This window comes from Microbacterium sp. PRF11 (assembly GCF_031844085.1).
Taxonomy (GTDB): domain Bacteria; phylum Actinomycetota; class Actinomycetes; order Actinomycetales; family Microbacteriaceae; genus Microbacterium.
Genome location: NZ_JAUZUP010000004.1, coordinates 23,246 through 38,761, shown reverse-complemented (window position 1 = coordinate 38,761; position 15,516 = coordinate 23,246). Strand labels below are relative to the sequence as shown.

17 protein-coding genes are annotated in these 15,516 nt (G+C 69.9%); 8 read left to right on the top strand and 9 right to left on the bottom strand.

Translation table 11 applies throughout. From position 1 onward, the window contains the following. Positions 1–12 precede the first annotated feature (12 nt). Positions 13–222 (bottom strand): UDP-N-acetylmuramyl pentapeptide phosphotransferase, encoded by a 210-nt coding sequence (locus Q9R20_RS11605; protein ID WP_295840406.1) that lies wholly within the window; start codon positions 220–222, stop codon positions 13–15. 274 nt (positions 223–496) lie between these two features. Further along, positions 497–1,486, bottom strand: coding sequence for a class II fructose-bisphosphatase (glpX, locus tag Q9R20_RS11600; protein ID WP_295789077.1), 990 nt, complete (start codon positions 1,484–1,486; stop codon positions 497–499). A 177-nt stretch (positions 1,487–1,663) separates the two neighbouring features. On the opposite strand from glpX, the gene fbaA reads away from it, so the two are divergent. Further along, on the top strand, positions 1,664–2,692 hold the full coding sequence (gene fbaA / locus Q9R20_RS11595) for a class II fructose-bisphosphate aldolase (protein WP_295840402.1): 1,029 nt from the start codon (positions 1,664–1,666) through the stop codon (positions 2,690–2,692). A 117-nt stretch (positions 2,693–2,809) separates the two neighbouring features. On the opposite strand, the gene Q9R20_RS11590 is transcribed toward fbaA, so the two are convergent. From Q9R20_RS11590 to Q9R20_RS11570, 5 genes are read right to left on the bottom strand one after another with little or no spacing between them, the layout of a single operon-like run. Next, positions 2,810–3,355, bottom strand: coding sequence for an MOSC domain-containing protein (locus Q9R20_RS11590; protein WP_311249486.1), 546 nt, complete (start codon positions 3,353–3,355; stop codon positions 2,810–2,812). Positions 3,356–3,364: 9 nt separating this feature from the next. Continuing rightward, on the bottom strand, positions 3,365–4,069 hold the full coding sequence (locus tag Q9R20_RS11585; RefSeq protein ID WP_311249485.1) for a zf-HC2 domain-containing protein: 705 nt from the start codon (positions 4,067–4,069) through the stop codon (positions 3,365–3,367). Next, the gene (locus tag Q9R20_RS11580) at positions 4,066–4,569 is read right to left on the bottom strand and encodes a sigma-70 family RNA polymerase sigma factor (RefSeq protein ID WP_295840396.1); all 504 of its coding nucleotides are present in this window, start codon (positions 4,567–4,569) and stop codon (positions 4,066–4,068) included. Before Q9R20_RS11580 ends, Q9R20_RS11585 begins: the two co-directional genes overlap by 4 nt. A gap of 55 nt (positions 4,570–4,624) precedes the next feature. Continuing rightward, complete coding sequence (locus Q9R20_RS11575; protein WP_311249484.1) at positions 4,625–5,176, bottom strand: DUF6264 family protein; 552 nt, start codon at positions 5,174–5,176, stop codon at positions 4,625–4,627. Further along, the gene (locus tag Q9R20_RS11570) at positions 5,173–6,234 is read right to left on the bottom strand and encodes a 4-hydroxy-3-methylbut-2-enyl diphosphate reductase (RefSeq protein WP_311249483.1); all 1,062 of its coding nucleotides are present in this window, start codon (positions 6,232–6,234) and stop codon (positions 5,173–5,175) included. The genes Q9R20_RS11575 and Q9R20_RS11570 overlap by 4 nt, the downstream gene beginning before the upstream one ends. Positions 6,235–6,301: 67 nt before the next feature. On the opposite strand from Q9R20_RS11570, the gene xseA reads away from it, so the two are divergent. The 7 genes from xseA to Q9R20_RS11535 are packed head-to-tail and all read left to right on the top strand — an operon-like array spanning position 6,302 to position 12,747. Beyond that, positions 6,302–7,675 (top strand): exodeoxyribonuclease VII large subunit, encoded by a 1,374-nt coding sequence (xseA, locus tag Q9R20_RS11565; RefSeq protein ID WP_311249482.1) that lies wholly within the window; start codon positions 6,302–6,304, stop codon positions 7,673–7,675. Between the two features lies 1 nt (position 7,676). After that, a complete protein-coding gene (locus tag Q9R20_RS11560) occupies positions 7,677–7,916 on the top strand; it encodes an exodeoxyribonuclease VII small subunit (RefSeq protein ID WP_396653686.1) in 240 nt (79 codons plus the stop codon). Further along, a complete protein-coding gene (locus Q9R20_RS11555) occupies positions 7,916–8,548 on the top strand; it encodes a DUF4245 family protein (protein WP_311249481.1) in 633 nt (210 codons plus the stop codon). The genes Q9R20_RS11560 and Q9R20_RS11555 overlap by 1 nt, the downstream gene beginning before the upstream one ends. Further along, on the top strand, positions 8,545–9,201 hold the full coding sequence (locus tag Q9R20_RS11550; protein ID WP_396653685.1) for a carbonic anhydrase: 657 nt from the start codon (positions 8,545–8,547) through the stop codon (positions 9,199–9,201). The genes Q9R20_RS11555 and Q9R20_RS11550 overlap by 4 nt, the downstream gene beginning before the upstream one ends. A 32-nt stretch (positions 9,202–9,233) precedes the next feature. Continuing rightward, positions 9,234–10,628 carry a class II fumarate hydratase gene (locus tag Q9R20_RS11545; RefSeq protein ID WP_311249480.1) on the top strand — a complete coding sequence of 465 codons (1,395 nt, stop codon included), beginning with the start codon at positions 9,234–9,236 and terminating at the stop codon, positions 10,626–10,628. A 50-nt stretch (positions 10,629–10,678) separates the two neighbouring features. Then, a complete protein-coding gene (locus Q9R20_RS11540; RefSeq protein WP_311249479.1) occupies positions 10,679–12,094 on the top strand; it encodes a HAMP domain-containing sensor histidine kinase in 1,416 nt (471 codons plus the stop codon). Further along, positions 12,091–12,747 (top strand): response regulator transcription factor, encoded by a 657-nt coding sequence (locus tag Q9R20_RS11535; RefSeq protein WP_311249478.1) that lies wholly within the window; start codon positions 12,091–12,093, stop codon positions 12,745–12,747. The genes Q9R20_RS11540 and Q9R20_RS11535 overlap by 4 nt, the downstream gene beginning before the upstream one ends. 349 nt (positions 12,748–13,096) lie before the next feature. Here Q9R20_RS11535 and Q9R20_RS11530 read toward each other — a convergent pair whose 3' ends face one another. Beyond that, positions 13,097–14,458, bottom strand: coding sequence for a PhoH family protein (locus Q9R20_RS11530; RefSeq protein WP_311249477.1), 1,362 nt, complete (start codon positions 14,456–14,458; stop codon positions 13,097–13,099). Positions 14,459–14,664: 206 nt separating this feature from the next. Next, positions 14,665–15,447 carry an isoprenyl transferase gene (locus Q9R20_RS11525; RefSeq protein WP_311249476.1) on the bottom strand — a complete coding sequence of 261 codons (783 nt, stop codon included), beginning with the start codon at positions 15,445–15,447 and terminating at the stop codon, positions 14,665–14,667. Positions 15,448–15,516 lie beyond the last annotated feature (69 nt).

The following is a 15,516-nucleotide window of genomic DNA, read 5'->3' as shown; positions in this document are numbered from 1 at the left end:
AGGTGCGAGGGCTCACGCCCCGCCGGGCACCCAGCTCAACAGGCTGACGACGGCGGCGGAGACGCCGACGAAGGCGGCGACCATCCACCAGGCGCTCACCTCGTGGCCTTCGTCGCGGCGCTTACGCAGCAGGACATCAGGGCGGCGCGCGGGGTCAACGGCGTCGGCGATCACCGCGTGGGCACCTGTCTGAGGTGCCGTGTGATTCGTCGTAGCTGCCATGGACGATCCCCCTTCGGGTCTCGGAAGAACACAGCGTCGCCGTTGACACTGCTGACGATTCTGCCAGACAGCCTCCGGGTGACCGGTCACGCTTGCGTCACGACACGCCCGGCTGTACCTGCGCGGCGCGGGACCGGGCGTCGGTCGATCGCGCAACCGCCGCGCGGTGGCCCCGGGGCCACATCCGCCGCCCCGGGGCCATCTTCCGCGCCCCGAAACCGCGTCACCCGCGCCGGAGAACCACCCGGCGCCGCCACACCTCAGCGCCGGACGGTCACAGCCATTTCGACGTCAGGTGCTCCGACGAAATACGGCGGAGCGTCCCCGACGCGCCGCGCAGCACCACGCTCTCGGTGTAGAGGAAGTCGCCCTCGCGGCGCACGCCCTGCACGAGCTGACCATCGGTCACGCCCGTGGCGACGAAGATCGTGTTCTTGCCCTTCACGAGGTCGTCCGCCTCGTACACCGTGCCGTCGACCTTCAGACCGGCATCCTGGCCCTTGTTCTTCTCGTCGTCGGTGCGCGGAGCCAGGACACCCTGGATGTGGCCGCCGAGCGCCTTGATCGCGCACGCGGTCACGATGCCCTCCGGGCTTCCGCCGATGCCGACGCACATGTCGGTGCGGGCGTTGTGACGGGCGGCGTTGATGCCGCCGGCGACGTCGCCGTCGCTCATCAGACGGGTGCCGGCGCCGGCCTCGCGGATGTCGGCGATCAGCTTCTCGTGGCGGGGCCGGTTCAGCACCGACACGACGATCTCGTCGACGGGCTTGCCCAGGGCTTTCGCCAACAGGCGGATGTTCTCGCCGATGGGCAGGCGGATGTCGACCACGCCGACGCCGGCGGGGCCCGTGACGAGCTTGTCCATGTAGAAGACGCTGGAGGCGTCGAGCATCGTGCCCTGGTCCGACACGGCGATCACCGAGAGCGCGTTCTGACGACCTGCGGCGGTCAACGAGGTGCCGTCGATCGGATCGACGGCCACGTCGCACTGCGGTCCGCGGCCGCTGCCGACACGCTCGCCGTTGTAGAGCATGGGAGCGTTGTCCTTCTCGCCCTCGCCGATGACGATCGTGCCGTCGAAGTTGACGGTGCTGAAGAAGGCGCGCATCGCATCGACGGCCGCTCCGTCGGCGGCCTCCTTGTCGCCGCGGCCGATGAACGGCACGGCACGGATCGATGCCGCCTCGGTCGCCCTCACCAGCTCGAGCGCCAGGTTGCGGTCGGGGTGCAGAGGGCTCATGTCGGCAGTCAGGCTCACCATGGGGCCACTGTATCCAGCGATCCGGAGACAATCGCCGGATTTGACCGGACGTGCAACGAAGGAATCGCCGTTCTTAACCGTTCAGCAGAACCGCCCGGTTCCTGCCGCGCCCGCGCCGTCACGATCCGGTGGCTTCGCTAGAGTGACGGTGTCCCGACAACACCAAGGAGCACCTCCATGCCCGTCGCTTCCCCTGAGCAGTACGCCGACATGCTGGACCGCGCGAAGGCCGGCGGCTTCGCGTACCCCGCGATCAACGTCTCGAGCTCGCAGACCATCAACTCGGTGCTCCAGGGCCTGACCGAGGCCGGCTCCGACGGCATCCTCCAGGTCACCACCGGTGGCGCCGACTACTTCGCCGGCCACACGGTCAAGGCCCGCGCCACCGGCGCCCTCGCCTTCGCCAAGTACGTCACCGAGGTCGCGAAGAACTACCCCATCACGGTCGCCCTCCACACCGACCACTGCCCGAAGGACGCCCTCCCCGGCTTCGTCCTGCCGCTGCTCGAAGCCTCGGAAGAAGAGGTCAAGGCGGGGCGCAACCCCATCTTCCAGTCGCACATGTGGGACGGCTCGGCGGTTCCCCTCGACGAGAACATCGACATCGCGGCGGAGCTGCTCCCCCGCATGAAGAACATCAACGCGATCCTCGAGATCGAGGTCGGCGTGGTCGGCGGCGAAGAAGACGGCGTGCAGCACGAGGGCTCGAACGACGCCCTCTACACGACCGTCGCCGACGTGACCAAGGCCGTCGAGCGCCTCGGTCTCGGCGAGAACGGCCGTTACATCTCGGCCCTCACCTTCGGCAACGTGCACGGCGTGTACAAGCCCGGCGGCGTGAAGCTCCGCCCCGAGCTGCTCGGTGAGATCCAGGAGGGCATCGCCGCGAAGTTCGGCACCGGCCCCAAGCCCCTCGACCTGGTCTTCCACGGCGGAAGCGGCTCGACCGATGAAGAGATCGCCCTCGCGGTCGCCAACGGCGTCGTGAAGATGAACATCGACACCGACACGCAGTACGCGTTCACCCGGTCGATCGCGGGCTACATGTTCTCGAACTACGAGGGCGTGCTGAAGCTCGACGGCGAGGTCGGCAACAAGAAGCAGTACGACCCCCGCGCCTGGGGCAAGGTCGCCGAGTCGGCGATGGCCGTGCGCGTGGTCGACGCCACCAAGCAGCTGGGTTCCTACGGCCAGTCGAAGAGCTGACCGACTCCGCTTCCGCGAACGCCCCGGCCCCGGCCGGGGCGTTCGTCGTCTCCGGATGCCGAGGCCTGAGCGGATCGCTCACGGCCGTACGGGCGCCCGTCGCCCGGACGGCGCACCTCAGCTCCGATACATCTCGAGCACGGTCTGCGCCCCCGCGGGCGACGACAGCACCTCGATGGCATCCCCCGCGCGTATCTCCCCCGCCCGGCGGACACGGAGGTACGCGCCGAGACGTCCCTCGTCGGAAAAACGCTTGACCCACCCGCGCGCAGCCGAGCCGCCCGCCCACCGCGCGAAGGTCGCGCACGGCGTGCGGGGCATGGTCACCTCGACCTCGACAGTGTCGCCGATGCGCCAGATCTCCCCGATGCGCGCACCGTTGACGTCGAGACCCTCGACCCGCAGGTTCTCGCCGAACCACCCGGGGTGCAGCTCGCGGCCGAGCTCCTGCTCCCAGTAGGCGGCGTCGTCCTGCGCGTAGGCGTAGACGGCCTTGTCGGGACCGCCGTGGTGCTTGCGGCTGGCCTGCACGTCGGCGCGGACGCCGAGGGGACCGAGTCTGACGGCGCCCTCGACCGCACGCTTGTCGATCGCGGTCACACCGACAGATCCGGCATCCGGGTGCAGGCTGTGGACGGCGCAGACGGCGACGAGACGGGGCATGCGACGATGCTAGGGCGTCGCGAAGTCCCGTCGCATCACGACGCGGTCGCCGTCGAGGGTGCGGATCTCGACCGCGCCGATGTCGGCGGCCGACAGATCGGTCCCTGCGCTCAGCTCCGTCGTCGATCCGGGTCCGGCTCGCCACGTCGACAGCACGCTCGTCGCCCCGGAGTCGTCGGTGATCGCCAGCGCGTAGGGCCATCCGCCCGGCGGAGCGTCGAGCACTTCGCCGGTGTACTGGCACACGAGGTCGATGCGCGTCCCCCACGGAGCCGACGTCAGCTTGACCGACGCCTCCAGGGGTGCGTCCGCGACGTCGTCGAGCGCGTACACCGTTCCCGCGGATTGCTGCGCGAGACCGGTCAGGGCGACCACGCTCGGCACGGCGACCCCGACCAGGGCTATGGATGCCGCCAGCACCCACGCCGTGGTCCGTCGCGCGCGGCGACGGCGGGCGGCATGCACGACCCGGTCACGCAGGGCCGGGTCCGGCGCCGCGATCGGCACGGGACCGGTGCCCGGGCTGATCGCCCGCGCCCGCTCTGCGGACAGGCGCGACAGAAGTCCCGCGGTCGGTGCGAGCTCCGCGACGGCCTCCCGGCACGCCGCGCACTCGGCGAGGTGCGCTTCGAACTCAGCCCGATCCGTGGCCGACAGGGCTCCGAGGACGTAGGCGCCGTCCCAGGTCGCCAGACGCTCGTGGTCGGTGCTCACCGGGTCACCCCCCTTTCCTGCAGGGCGAGCCGCAGGGCCCGCACCGCGTAGTGGAGTCGAGACTTGACCGTGCCGGACGGGATGCCGAGCTCCTCGGCGGTCTGGGCGACGCTGCGGCCGCCGTAGTAGGCGCTGACGATGACGGCACGGTGATCAGGGGTCAGGGTCGCGAGCGCCTCCTCCACGAGAAGCGCGTCGAACATGGCATCCGTGTCGTCGTCGCGGACGGTCTCGGGGAGCACATCGACGGGCTGCTCGTGCCGCCGGCGGGCGCTGCGCGCCTCGTCGATGACGATGTTGCGCGCGACCGTGTACATCCACGACCGCAGCGACGCCGGGTCGTCCTTCATTACGCGCGGCGTGCGCCAGGCGCGCAACAGGGTCTCCTGCACGACGTCGTCCGCTCCGGCGTGATCGCCGGTGAGACTCACCACGTACCGCCAGACGGGTGTCGCGTGCGCGTCGTACAACGCGGTCAGCTGCGCATGTTCGTCTCGCACCGCGGCATCCCCTCTCCCTCGTTCACTGGGGACACGGGATGCCGCGCGGTTCGGTTCAGTTGGGGACGCTGCTCATCAGCGACGACATGAACTGCGGGTCACCCACGAGGGCGATCGTGACGCAGATGCCCGCGATCAGCGCGGTGACGACGAAACCGACGAGCGGGATCCAGAACGCGATGCGCCCGCGGCGCAGCCGCCGCCAGGTCAGCAGCGCCGTGGCGAGCCAGCCGATGCCGTAGACCAGGGCCGCTGCGGCGCCCCAGACGTAACCGGCGGTGAGGTTGGTGTAGCTCGCGTCGGGGACGCCCAGGATGCCCGCGGCCGTCTCGGCGTAGGCGGGGAAATCGAGCAATTGGACGATCGTCGAGATCGTCGAGACGAGACCGTAGACGAGCAGTCCGAAGGTGAGGACGCGGTCCCACAGGGGTCCGCGCGGACCGCTCGCAGGGGCCGCCGGAGTCGGAGCCGGCTCGGCGACGGGTTGCGGCGCAACGCCCGCGTCGAGCGATTCCGTCACCTCGGGGCGCTGGATGCGGGCGCGCTGCTCCTCGGGCGTGGCGTACTCGCCGTACTGCGGGCGGGGGCGCTCGGACGCGTCGCTCACGCGCGACCCCGGCCGCCCAGGGCGCGCTGGTCGCGCTTGCCCGAGGCGTCCTGCCGCAGTTCCTTGGGGAGCGAGAAGATCAGGTCTTCCTCGGCCGTGCGCACCTCTTCGACGTCGCGGTAGCCGGCGCCGGCGAGCTCCTCGAGCACCTCGGTGACGAGCACCTCGGGAACGGACGCGCCGCTGGTGACGCCGACCGTCTCGACGCCCTCGAGCCATTCCTGCTTGACCTCGTCGACGTAGTCGACGCGGTAGGCGGCCTTCGCGCCATGCTCGAGGGCGACCTCGACCAGGCGGACGCTGTTGGAGCTGTTGGCGGAGCCCACGACGATGACGAGGTCCGCACCGACGGCGACCTTCTTGATCGCGACCTGGCGGTTCTGGGTGGCGTAGCAGATGTCGTCGGAGGGCGGATCCTGTAGCTGGGGGAAACGCTCGCGGAGGCGACGCACGGTCTCCATGGTCTCGTCGACCGACAGCGTGGTCTGCGACAGCCAGACGACCTTCGAGGGATCGCGAACCTCGATGGTGTCGGCGTGATCGGGCGAATTGACCACGGTGACGTGCTCAGGAGCCTCACCGGCAGTGCCCTCGACCTCTTCGTGCCCTTCATGGCCGATCAGCAGGATCTCGAAGTCGTCGCGGGCGAACCGCACGGCCTCGCGGTGCACCTTCGTCACGAGCGGGCAGGTCGCATCGATCGCCTGCAGACCCCGATCGGATGCCGCGGACACCACGGCCGGCGACACACCGTGCGCGCTGAAGACGACGTGGGCTCCCGCGGGGACCTCGTCGACCTCCTCGACGAAGATCGCGCCCTTCTTCTCGAGCTCGGTCACCACGTGGATGTTGTGCACGATCTGCTTGCGCACGTACACGGGCGCTCCGTAGCGCTCGAGGGCCTTCTCGACGGCGATCACGGCACGGTCGACGCCCGCGCAGTAACCGCGCGGAGCCGCCAACAGCACCTTCTTGCGGCCCTGGACGGGGATATCCTGGAGCCGCCCGCGTCGACCCGGGATACGGGGAACGGGCAGGTGGACGGCAGGTGAGCTCACCCCTCGATTCTACCGGGGCGCCCCTGGACGCCGGCCGAACCTCCCGACCGCGACCCGCAGGGATACCATGACCTCTTTTCAGCCCGAGACCGTCCCGGGGCAGGCCCCGCCCGCCGACTCCGTGCATCCGCGCGAGTCGCGGACCGACGCCCCGACCTCCGTCTCGCGTCTGAACGACACCATCCGCGGGTTCATCGAACGGTGGGGCTCGGTCTGGGTCGAGGGCGAGATCACCTCGTTCAACCGCCGCGGCGGCAACGTGTTCGGCCGCCTGAAGGACCTCGGCTCCGAGTCGACCGTGGCCTTCCGCATCTGGTCGAGCACGCTCAACCGCCTCCCGAAAGATCTCAAAGTCGGCGACCACGTCGTCGCCTGCGTGAAGGCCGACTACTTCCCGCGCACCGGCGACTTCTCCTTCGCCGTCTCGGCGATGCGCCACGTCGGCCTCGGCGAGCAACTCGAGCGCCTCGAGCGCCTGCGTGTCCAGTTGCGGTCGGAGGGCCTGTTCGACCCCGTCCGCAAGAAGAAGCTGCCGTTCCTCCCCCACTGCATCGGGCTCATCACGGGCGAGAACTCCGACGCCGAGAAAGACGTGCACCGCAACGCCGAGCTGCGTTGGCCGCGCGTGCGCTTCCGAACCCAGCACGCCGCCGTTCAGGGCGATCGCTGCGTGCCCGAGACCCTCGCCGCCCTCAAGATCCTGGATGCCGACCCCGAGGTCGACGTGATCGTCATCGCCCGCGGCGGTGGGGATCCGCAGACGCTGTTGGGTTTCAGCGACGAACGTCTGCTGCGCGCCGTGGCGGCGGCATCCACTCCGATCGTGAGCGCGATCGGTCACGAGAACGATCGCCCCCTGCTCGACGACGTCGCCGACGTGCGCGCGTCGACGCCGACGGATGCGGCCAAGCGCGTCGTGCCCGACGTCAGCGAGCAGCGCGCGCTCGTCGGGCAGCTCCGCGCCCGCCTCACGGGGCGGCTGACCCAACGGGTCGTGCACGACATCGCGCAGCTCGAGCAGATCCGCTCCCGGCCCGCGCTGCGCACCCCGCACGCCATGCTCACCTCCCGGGCGCAGGAGCTGTGGATGCTGTCGAACCGCGGCCGCGACATCGTCGACCGGCGGCTCGAGAGCGAACGGCGCCGCACGCGCGAGCTGAGTGCCGCGCTGCGTGCGCTCTCGCCGATGGCGACGCTCGCACGCGGGTACGCGATCGCCCAGCTTCCGGACGGGGCCATCGTGCGCGACGCGATCCAGGCGCCGGCCGGGACGGCCCTCACCCTCACGGTCGAGCAGGGGACCCTCGCCGCGCTCTCCGAGGGTGCGGCGCCCGACGCCGTTCCCCACGGCACGGCGCTCGAGATCGATCCGCCGGCCACGACGTCCGACCCTCTCGACGACGAGCCAACCGGCGACGGCGCGTCGGCGGGGCCCGCCTAGAATGGATGCCATGACCGCGACGACCCCCGGCTCCGCCGCCGACGTCGCCTCCCTCTCGTTCGAGCAGGCTCGCGACGAGCTCGTGCGCGTCGTGGCCGAGCTCGAGCAGGGTGCGCCGACGCTCGAGGAATCGCTCGCCCTCTGGGAGCGCGGCGAAAAGCTCTACGCCCGGTGCGAGGAGTGGCTCCTCGGGGCCAAGCGTCGCCTCGACGCCGCGCGCGGCGAAGACGGAGAGAGCTGATGGCCCGCGTCGTCGCCCACCTCGGTCGCCCCGAGACCCCGCAGGAGACGGCCGACCGCAAGGCCGAGTCGTCGCGTCGCTACCGCTCCAGCAAGACGTTCCGCAACCTCATCGCGGCCATGCTCGTCACGGTCGCGGTGGTGCTCGTCGTCGTGGCCGCCGTCCCGCGCGGCGAGCCGGTGCCCCGCCCCGCTCCCGACGTTCCGGCGCTGGCATCCGAGCTCGCGGCCGAGCGCGGACGACCCGTGCTGTCGCCCTCCCTGGGAGACGGATGGCGCGTGAACCAGGCCAGTACCGAGGGCGTCGGCGGCACCGAGGCGTGGACCATGGTCTACGTGCGCTCCGGCGAATCGGGCTTCCTGCGCGTCGCCCAGGGCTTCGACACCGGCGAGGCGTGGGTCGGTCAGGTCCTCGACGGCACCCGCAGCACCGAGACGATCGAGATCGACGGCATCACCTGGGACGTGTACCGCCCCTCCAACCCGTCCGGCACGGGCAACATCGACTACGCCCTGGCCACCCCGGCGGGACCCGACTACGTGCTCGTCTACGGCGACGCGGCACCCGAAACGGCGGCCCTCGCGGCCGCGTCCGTCACCACCCAGGTCGAACAATTGAGAGAGGTCCCGTGAGCGAGCGCATGACCCCCCGTCAGGTGTGGCAGCAGATGGTGGAGGGCAATCAGCGCTTCATCGCGGGTGAGCCCGCCCATCCCCGTCAGGACGTCGAGCGCCGAACCGAACTGGCCAGCTCGCAGCACCCGAGCGCGGCGCTGTTCGGATGCTCGGACTCCCGCCTGGCGGCCGAGATCATCTTCGACGAGGGGCTCGGCGACCTGTTCGTCGTGCGCAACGCCGGCCAGGTCATCTCCGACTCGGTCATCGGCAGCCTGGAGTACGCCGTGGGCGTGCTCGAGGTCCCGCTCATCGTCGTGCTGGCCCACGACGCCTGCGGCGCCGTCGGCGCGGCGATCGACAGCACCGGCGCAGACGCACCGACGCTCCCGGCCTACATCTGGCGGCAGATCGCCCCGATCGTGCCGGCCGTGCGCCGCGTCCAGCGCGAGACCGCCGTCGACGGGCACCCGAACCCCCGCGTCGACCCCGAGCTGGTCGGTCGCGAGCACCTGCGTCACACCGTGACCGAGCTGCTACGCGCGTCCGAGCTCATCAGCGAGGCCGTCGCCGAGGGGCGCACGGCCGTCGTGGGCGCCAACTACCGACTCGACGAGGGAGAAGCCTTCCCCGTCGTCATCGTGGGCGACGTCGAAGACGCCCGCATCTGACAACCGCACGCCACAACCGGAGGAACGACGACGTGACCGACACCGAGTACCGCATCGAACACGACACCATGGGTGAGGTGCGGGTACCCAAGGACGCCCTGTACGCCGCGCAGACCCAGCGCGCCGTCGAGAACTTCCCGATCTCCGGCTCCGGTCTGGAGTCCACCCAGATCGCCGCCCTCGCCCGCATCAAGAAGGCCGCCGCGCTCGCCAACAAGGAGCTCGGCACCCTCGACGGCCAGATCGCGGATGCCATCGCCCAGGCGGCCGATCAGGTGATCACCGGTCAGCACGACGCGCACTTCCCGGTCGACACGTACCAGACCGGTAGCGGCACCTCCTCCAACATGAACATGAACGAGGTGCTGGCGACGCTCGCGACCGGCATCCTGGGTTCGACCGTGCACCCGAACGATCACGTGAACGCCTCGCAGTCGTCGAACGACGTGTTCCCGACCTCGGTGCACATCGCCGTCACGCAGGCCCTCATCACCGACCTCATCCCGGCGCTCCAGCACCTGTCGACGGCGCTCGAGACGAAGGCCGAGGCATGGAAGGGCATCGTCAAGTCGGGTCGTACGCACCTCATGGACGCCACCCCCGTCACGCTCGGCCAGGAGTTCGGCGGATACGCCCGTCAGATGCGCCTCGGCATCGAGCGCGTCGAAGCCGTGCTCCCCCGCGTCGGCGAGGTCCCCCTCGGCGGCACCGCCGTGGGTACCGGCATCAACACCCCCCTCGGCTTCCCCCAGAAGGTCATCGAGCTCCTCGCGGCCGAGACCGAGCTGCCGATCACCGAGGCGAAGGACCACTTCGAGGCGCAGGCCAACCGCGACGGGCTCGTCGAGGCATCCGGCGCCCTTCGCACGATCGCCGTCTCGCTGACGAAGATCAACAACGACATCCGCTGGATGGGCTCCGGCCCGAACACCGGTCTCGGCGAACTCCACATCCCCGACCTGCAGCCGGGGTCCTCGATCATGCCGGGCAAGGTCAATCCGGTCGTCCCCGAGGCCACGCTCATGGTGTGCGCCCGCGTGATCGGCAACGACGCGACCGTCGCCTGGGCCGGCGCCTCGGGCTCCTTCGAGCTCAACGTCGCCATCCCGGTGATGGGAACGGCTCTGCTGGAGTCGATCCGCCTGCTCTCGAACGCCATGCGCGTGCTCGCCGACAAGACGATCGACGGTCTCGAGGCCAACGTCGCGCGTGCCGAGGCGTTCGCCGGCATGTCGCCCTCGATCGTGACCCCGCTGAACAAGGTCATCGGCTACGAGGCGGCGGCGAAGATCGCCAAGCACTCCGTCGCCAAGGGCATCACGGTGCGCGAGGCGGTCATCGACCTCGGCTACGTCGAGCGCGGCGAGATCACCGAAGACGTGCTCGACGCCAAGCTCGACCTGCTGTCGATGACCCACCCGGGCTGATCCGTCCACACCCGTCAGAACACGACGCCGAGGCGCGCCATAATCGGAGGATGAGCCGCGCGACGAGACCCGTCTCGACGCGTGCCCGTCTCCTCGGCGCGATCCTCGGCGTCGTGCTTCTCGGCATGATCCTCGCCGGGGGCGTCACGTTCCTCGTGCAGACCGAGCGCGTTACGGCCAACGCCGAGCGTCAGCTCGACGGCTTCGTCGCGACCGTCTCCGCCAGCGAGGCGGATGCCACCGAACTGGTGGAGTCCGCCATACCGGGCCGCACCGACGGCACGATCGCCCTCGACGGCTCGACCGTGCTCGCCGCCACCCCGTCGCCCCCCGGCCTGTCGTTGGTCGACGACGCCGGCCTCATGGCATCCCTGTCCGAGGCCGTCGCCGACGGACGACTGTCCGGCCGCCTCACAAGCGCCCACGGACCCGTCCTGTTCGCGGCCGTCGAGCTGCGCGGCGGGGCGGTCGTGCAGGTCATCTCGATCGATCAGCGCATGGAGCTGGTCACCCTGTCGACGATCACCTACGGCGTGACCGCCCTCGTCGTGCTGGTGCTGATCGGTGTGGCGGGCTGGTTCGTCACGGGGCGTCTGTTCTCGCCCCTGCGCCTGCTGCGCGACACGACGGACGCGATCACGATCGACGATCTCGGAACCCGTCTGCGCGCACACGGCAACGACGAGATCTCGGACCTCACCACGTCGGTGAACTCCATGCTCGACCGGCTCGCGATGTCGGTCGACGCGCAGCGGCAGCTCCTCGACGACGTGCGGCACGAGTTGAAGACGCCCATCACCATCGTGCGGGGCCACCTCGAGATGATGAACCCCGCCGATCCGCACGACGTCGTCGAGACGCGCGCGCTCGGCATCGCCGAGCTCGACCGCTTGTCGCGCCTCGTCGACGACATCGACACCCTCGCCGACGTCGAAGCCAACGCCCTCGAGGCCGCCGTGATCGACGTGGGATCGCTCACCGACCGCGTGGCCGAGCTGGCGGCAGCCATCCCCGGTCATGCGTGGAGCGTGTCGCAGCGGGCGCGCGTGCGCATCCGCGGCGACGGCGACCGGCTCGTGCAGGCTTGGCTGCAGCTGGCCGACAACGCGGCCAAATACACCCCCGAAGGAAGCCCGATCGAGATCGGCAGCACCTCCGATGACACCTCGGCGCACCTCTGGGTGCGCGATCACGGACCCGGCATCCCGCCCGCCGCGCGTCACCGCGTCTTCCGCCGCTTCGACCGGCTCTCCACCCGGCGCGGGGTCGAAGGGTCGGGTCTCGGCCTGTCGATCGTCGATGCCATCGCGAAAGCGCACGACGGCCACTGCTCCGTCGGCGACACCCCGGGGGGCGGCGCCACGGTGACGCTGCACATCCCGCTCACGGGGGCGCAGTCACCCGCCGAGCTTCCGACGCCCGTGCGAGCGGGCGACGTCGTCATGCAGAGAGAGGCCACCGGATGACCCGCATCCTCATCGCGGAAGACGAGGAGCGCATCTCGGCGTTCGTGGCGAAGGGACTGGAGTCCGCGGGCTATCAGACCCTCGTTGTCGACGACGGGGCCGAGGCGCTCGAGACCGCCCTTTCGGGCGAGATCGACCTCGTCCTGCTCGATGTCGGCCTCCCCTCGCTCGACGGCTTCGAGGTCCTGCGCAGTCTGCGCGGGCAAGGCTCGTCGATCCCCGTCATCATGCTCACGGCGCGAACCAGCACGCGCGACACGGTCGACGGGCTCGACGCCGGCGCCAACGACTACGTCGCGAAGCCCTTCAAGTTCGACGAACTCCTCGCCCGGGTCCGGTCCCGACTGCGCGACCCGGTGACGGTCGGGACGATGACCGTCGGCCACGGCGACGTCTCGCTCGACGTCCTCGCCCGCCGCGCGACGGTCGGCGGCCGCGAGGTCGATCTGAGCGCCCGGGAGTTCGCCCTCGCCGAGGAGTTCCTCCGCCACGCCGGACAGGTGCTGAGCCGCGAACAGCTGCTCAGTCGCGTGTGGGGCATGGACTTCGACCCCACGTCCAACGTCGTCGACGTGTACGTGCGCTACTTGCGGGCGAAGCTCGGACCCGCCCACATCGTCACCGTCCGCGGCGCGGGCTATCGCTGGGAGTGAGACCGTCGTCGGAGCTGACCGCGCCGCTGTCACGCGTCACCTTCGTCCGCACCACCCGAAAACCCCCGGTGGGGGGACCGGGGGTTTGGGGAGAGGCGCCCGGTGGTCTTCCGACTCACCCGAAGAGCGGTGACCTGCGCGTGACGTTCTCGTGTGTTTCCTAGGGGGAACCGCCGAGGCGGTGACGAGGTTTCCCTCGTCGACATCACTAACTCTGACGGCTGTTCGTGAGAGGCGACGGAGGTTTAGATGAGAAACCTCTCATGTTCGGACGCGGGCGGAAGCACGCGGAACACGGGACACGAAAAGGGCCGGGACGCCACGGCATCCCGGCCCTCCTCGCCGACGATCAGGACAGCTCGCCGGCCTCCAGCAGTTCAGTGACGAGGGCGGCGATCGCCGAACGCTCGGAACGGGTGAGCGTGACGTGACCGAAGAGGGCATGGCCCTTCAAGGTCTCGATGACGCTCGCGACGCCGTCGTGGCGGCCCACGCGCAGGTTGTCGCGCTGACCCACGTCGTGCGTGAGGACGACGCGCGAGTTCTGACCGATGCGGCTGAGCACCGTCAGCAGCACGTTGCGTTCCAGCGACTGGGCCTCGTCGACGATCACGAACGCGTCGTGCAGGGACCGTCCGCGGATGTGCGTGAGCGGGAGGACCTCGAGCAGACCGCGGGCCAGCACCTCCTCGAGCACGTTGCTCGACACGACCGAACCCAGGGTGTCGAAGACCGCCTGCCCCCAGGGGCCCATCTTCTCGGCCTGGTCTCCGGGGAGATACCCCAACTCCTGCCCGCCGACGGCGAACAGCGGACGGAACACGATGATCTTCTTCTGCTGCTGCCGCTCCAGCACCGCCTCGAGAGCGGCGCACAGCGCGAGAGCCGACTTCCCGGTACCGGCTCGACCGCCGAGAGAGACGATGCCGACCTCGGGGTCGAGGAGCATGTCGAGCGCGATGCGCTGCTCGGCGGAACGGCCGTGCAGGCCGAAGGCGTCGCGGTCGCCGCGCACCAGGCGGTATTCCCCCTTACCGGTCACCCGTCCCAGCGCCGATCCGCGCTCGGAGTGGATGACCAGCCCGGTGTTGACCGGAAGGCCCTGCACCGCTTCGCTGACGCCCACCTCGGTCTCGTAGAGGTCGGAGATCTCGTCGCCCGAGAGATCGATCGTGGCGATGCCCGTCCAGCCCGAATCCATGGCCTGCTCGGCGAGGTACTCCTCAGTACTCAGACCCAGGGATGCCGCTTTCACACGCATCGGGAGATCCTTCGACACCACCGTCACCTCGGCGCCATCCTGGGCGAGGTTCATGGCGACGGCCAGGATGCGGCTGTCGTTGCCGCCCGTGCGCATGCCGGACGGCAGCACCTGCTGATCGGTGTTGTTCAGTTCGACGCGGAGGGTGCCGTCGGCGCCGACCGGGACGGGGAAGTCCAAGCGGCCGTGCTCGATGCGCAGCTCATCGAGGTGGCGCAGGGCCTGACGGGCGAAGTACCCGATTTCGGGGTCGTGACGTTTGCCCTCCAACTCGGTGATCACCACGACGGGGATCACCACGGAGTTCTCCGCGAAGCGGAAGAACGCTCGCGGATCGCTCAGCAGAACGGAGGTGTCCAGGACGTATGTGCGCAGGGCCTGATCGGCTCCCGCTTCGGACTCGGTGCTCTCGACGACGTGACGCTGGTCGTACGGTGCTCTTGCAGTCACAACCCACTCCCGACCCGGGTGGAACACCCGGTTGTCACGAGTCGACCTGTGGGTCACGAGTCGCGATCCGAAGGTCGACTCGACCGGACTCCATGTCCGATGTGATCACCGTACGGCCCGCCGGCACCCCCGAGGGTCGTTAACACGCCGCGAACATGACGAGTTCGTGAACAGGGTCATCACGCCGATCCCGCGGTCGAGGTCGTTTACTGACCGAACCGCCGGTCTCGCGCCGCAAAATCGCGGATCGCCCGCAGGAAGTCGACCTCGCGCAGGTCGGGGCCGAGGGCCTCCACGAAGTAGAACTCGGAGTGCGCCGACTGCCAGAGCAGGAAGTCGCTCAGGCGCTGCTCCCCCGAGGTGCGGATCACCAGGTCGGGATCGGCCTGTCCCCCGGTGTACAGGTGCTCGCCGATCTGCTCGGGCGTGAGGCTCGCGGCGAGCTCCTCCAGAGAACCGCCCGACTGATCGTGCTTCGCGATGATCGAGCGCACGGCATCCACGATCTCGCTGCGACCGCCGTAGCCGACCGCGAGGTTCACGTGCAGCCCGTCGTGGCCGCGCGTGCGCTCGGTCGCCTCGTGCAGCACCTCGGCGAGCTCGGTGGGCAGCCCCTCGGCCCGCCCCACATGCTTCACCCGCCAGTTCGGCTCATGGGACAACTCTGCGGCCAGCTCGGCGATGATCTCGAGCAGGTCCTGCAGCTCCTGGCTGTCGCGCTTGACGAGGTTGTCGTTCGAGAGCAGGTACAGCGAGACCACCTCGATGCCGAGGTCGTCGCACCAGCGCAGGAACTCGTGCATCTTCGCCGCCCCGGCACGGTGGCCGTGCGCAGCGCTGTCGTAACCGAGTTGCCGCGCCCACCGGCGGTTGCCGTCGATCATCATCGCGACGTGGTGCGGGACCGTCGCCGGCATCCGGCGCCTCAGGCGGGAGATGTACAGACGATAGAGCGGACCCCGCCCCTCGTTCTTCCATACGCGCGCCACCCGCCTACGCTACCGCGTCCGGGCGTGTCGACCACGCCGGCCGACCGTTCCCAGCTGAGGGATCGGTGA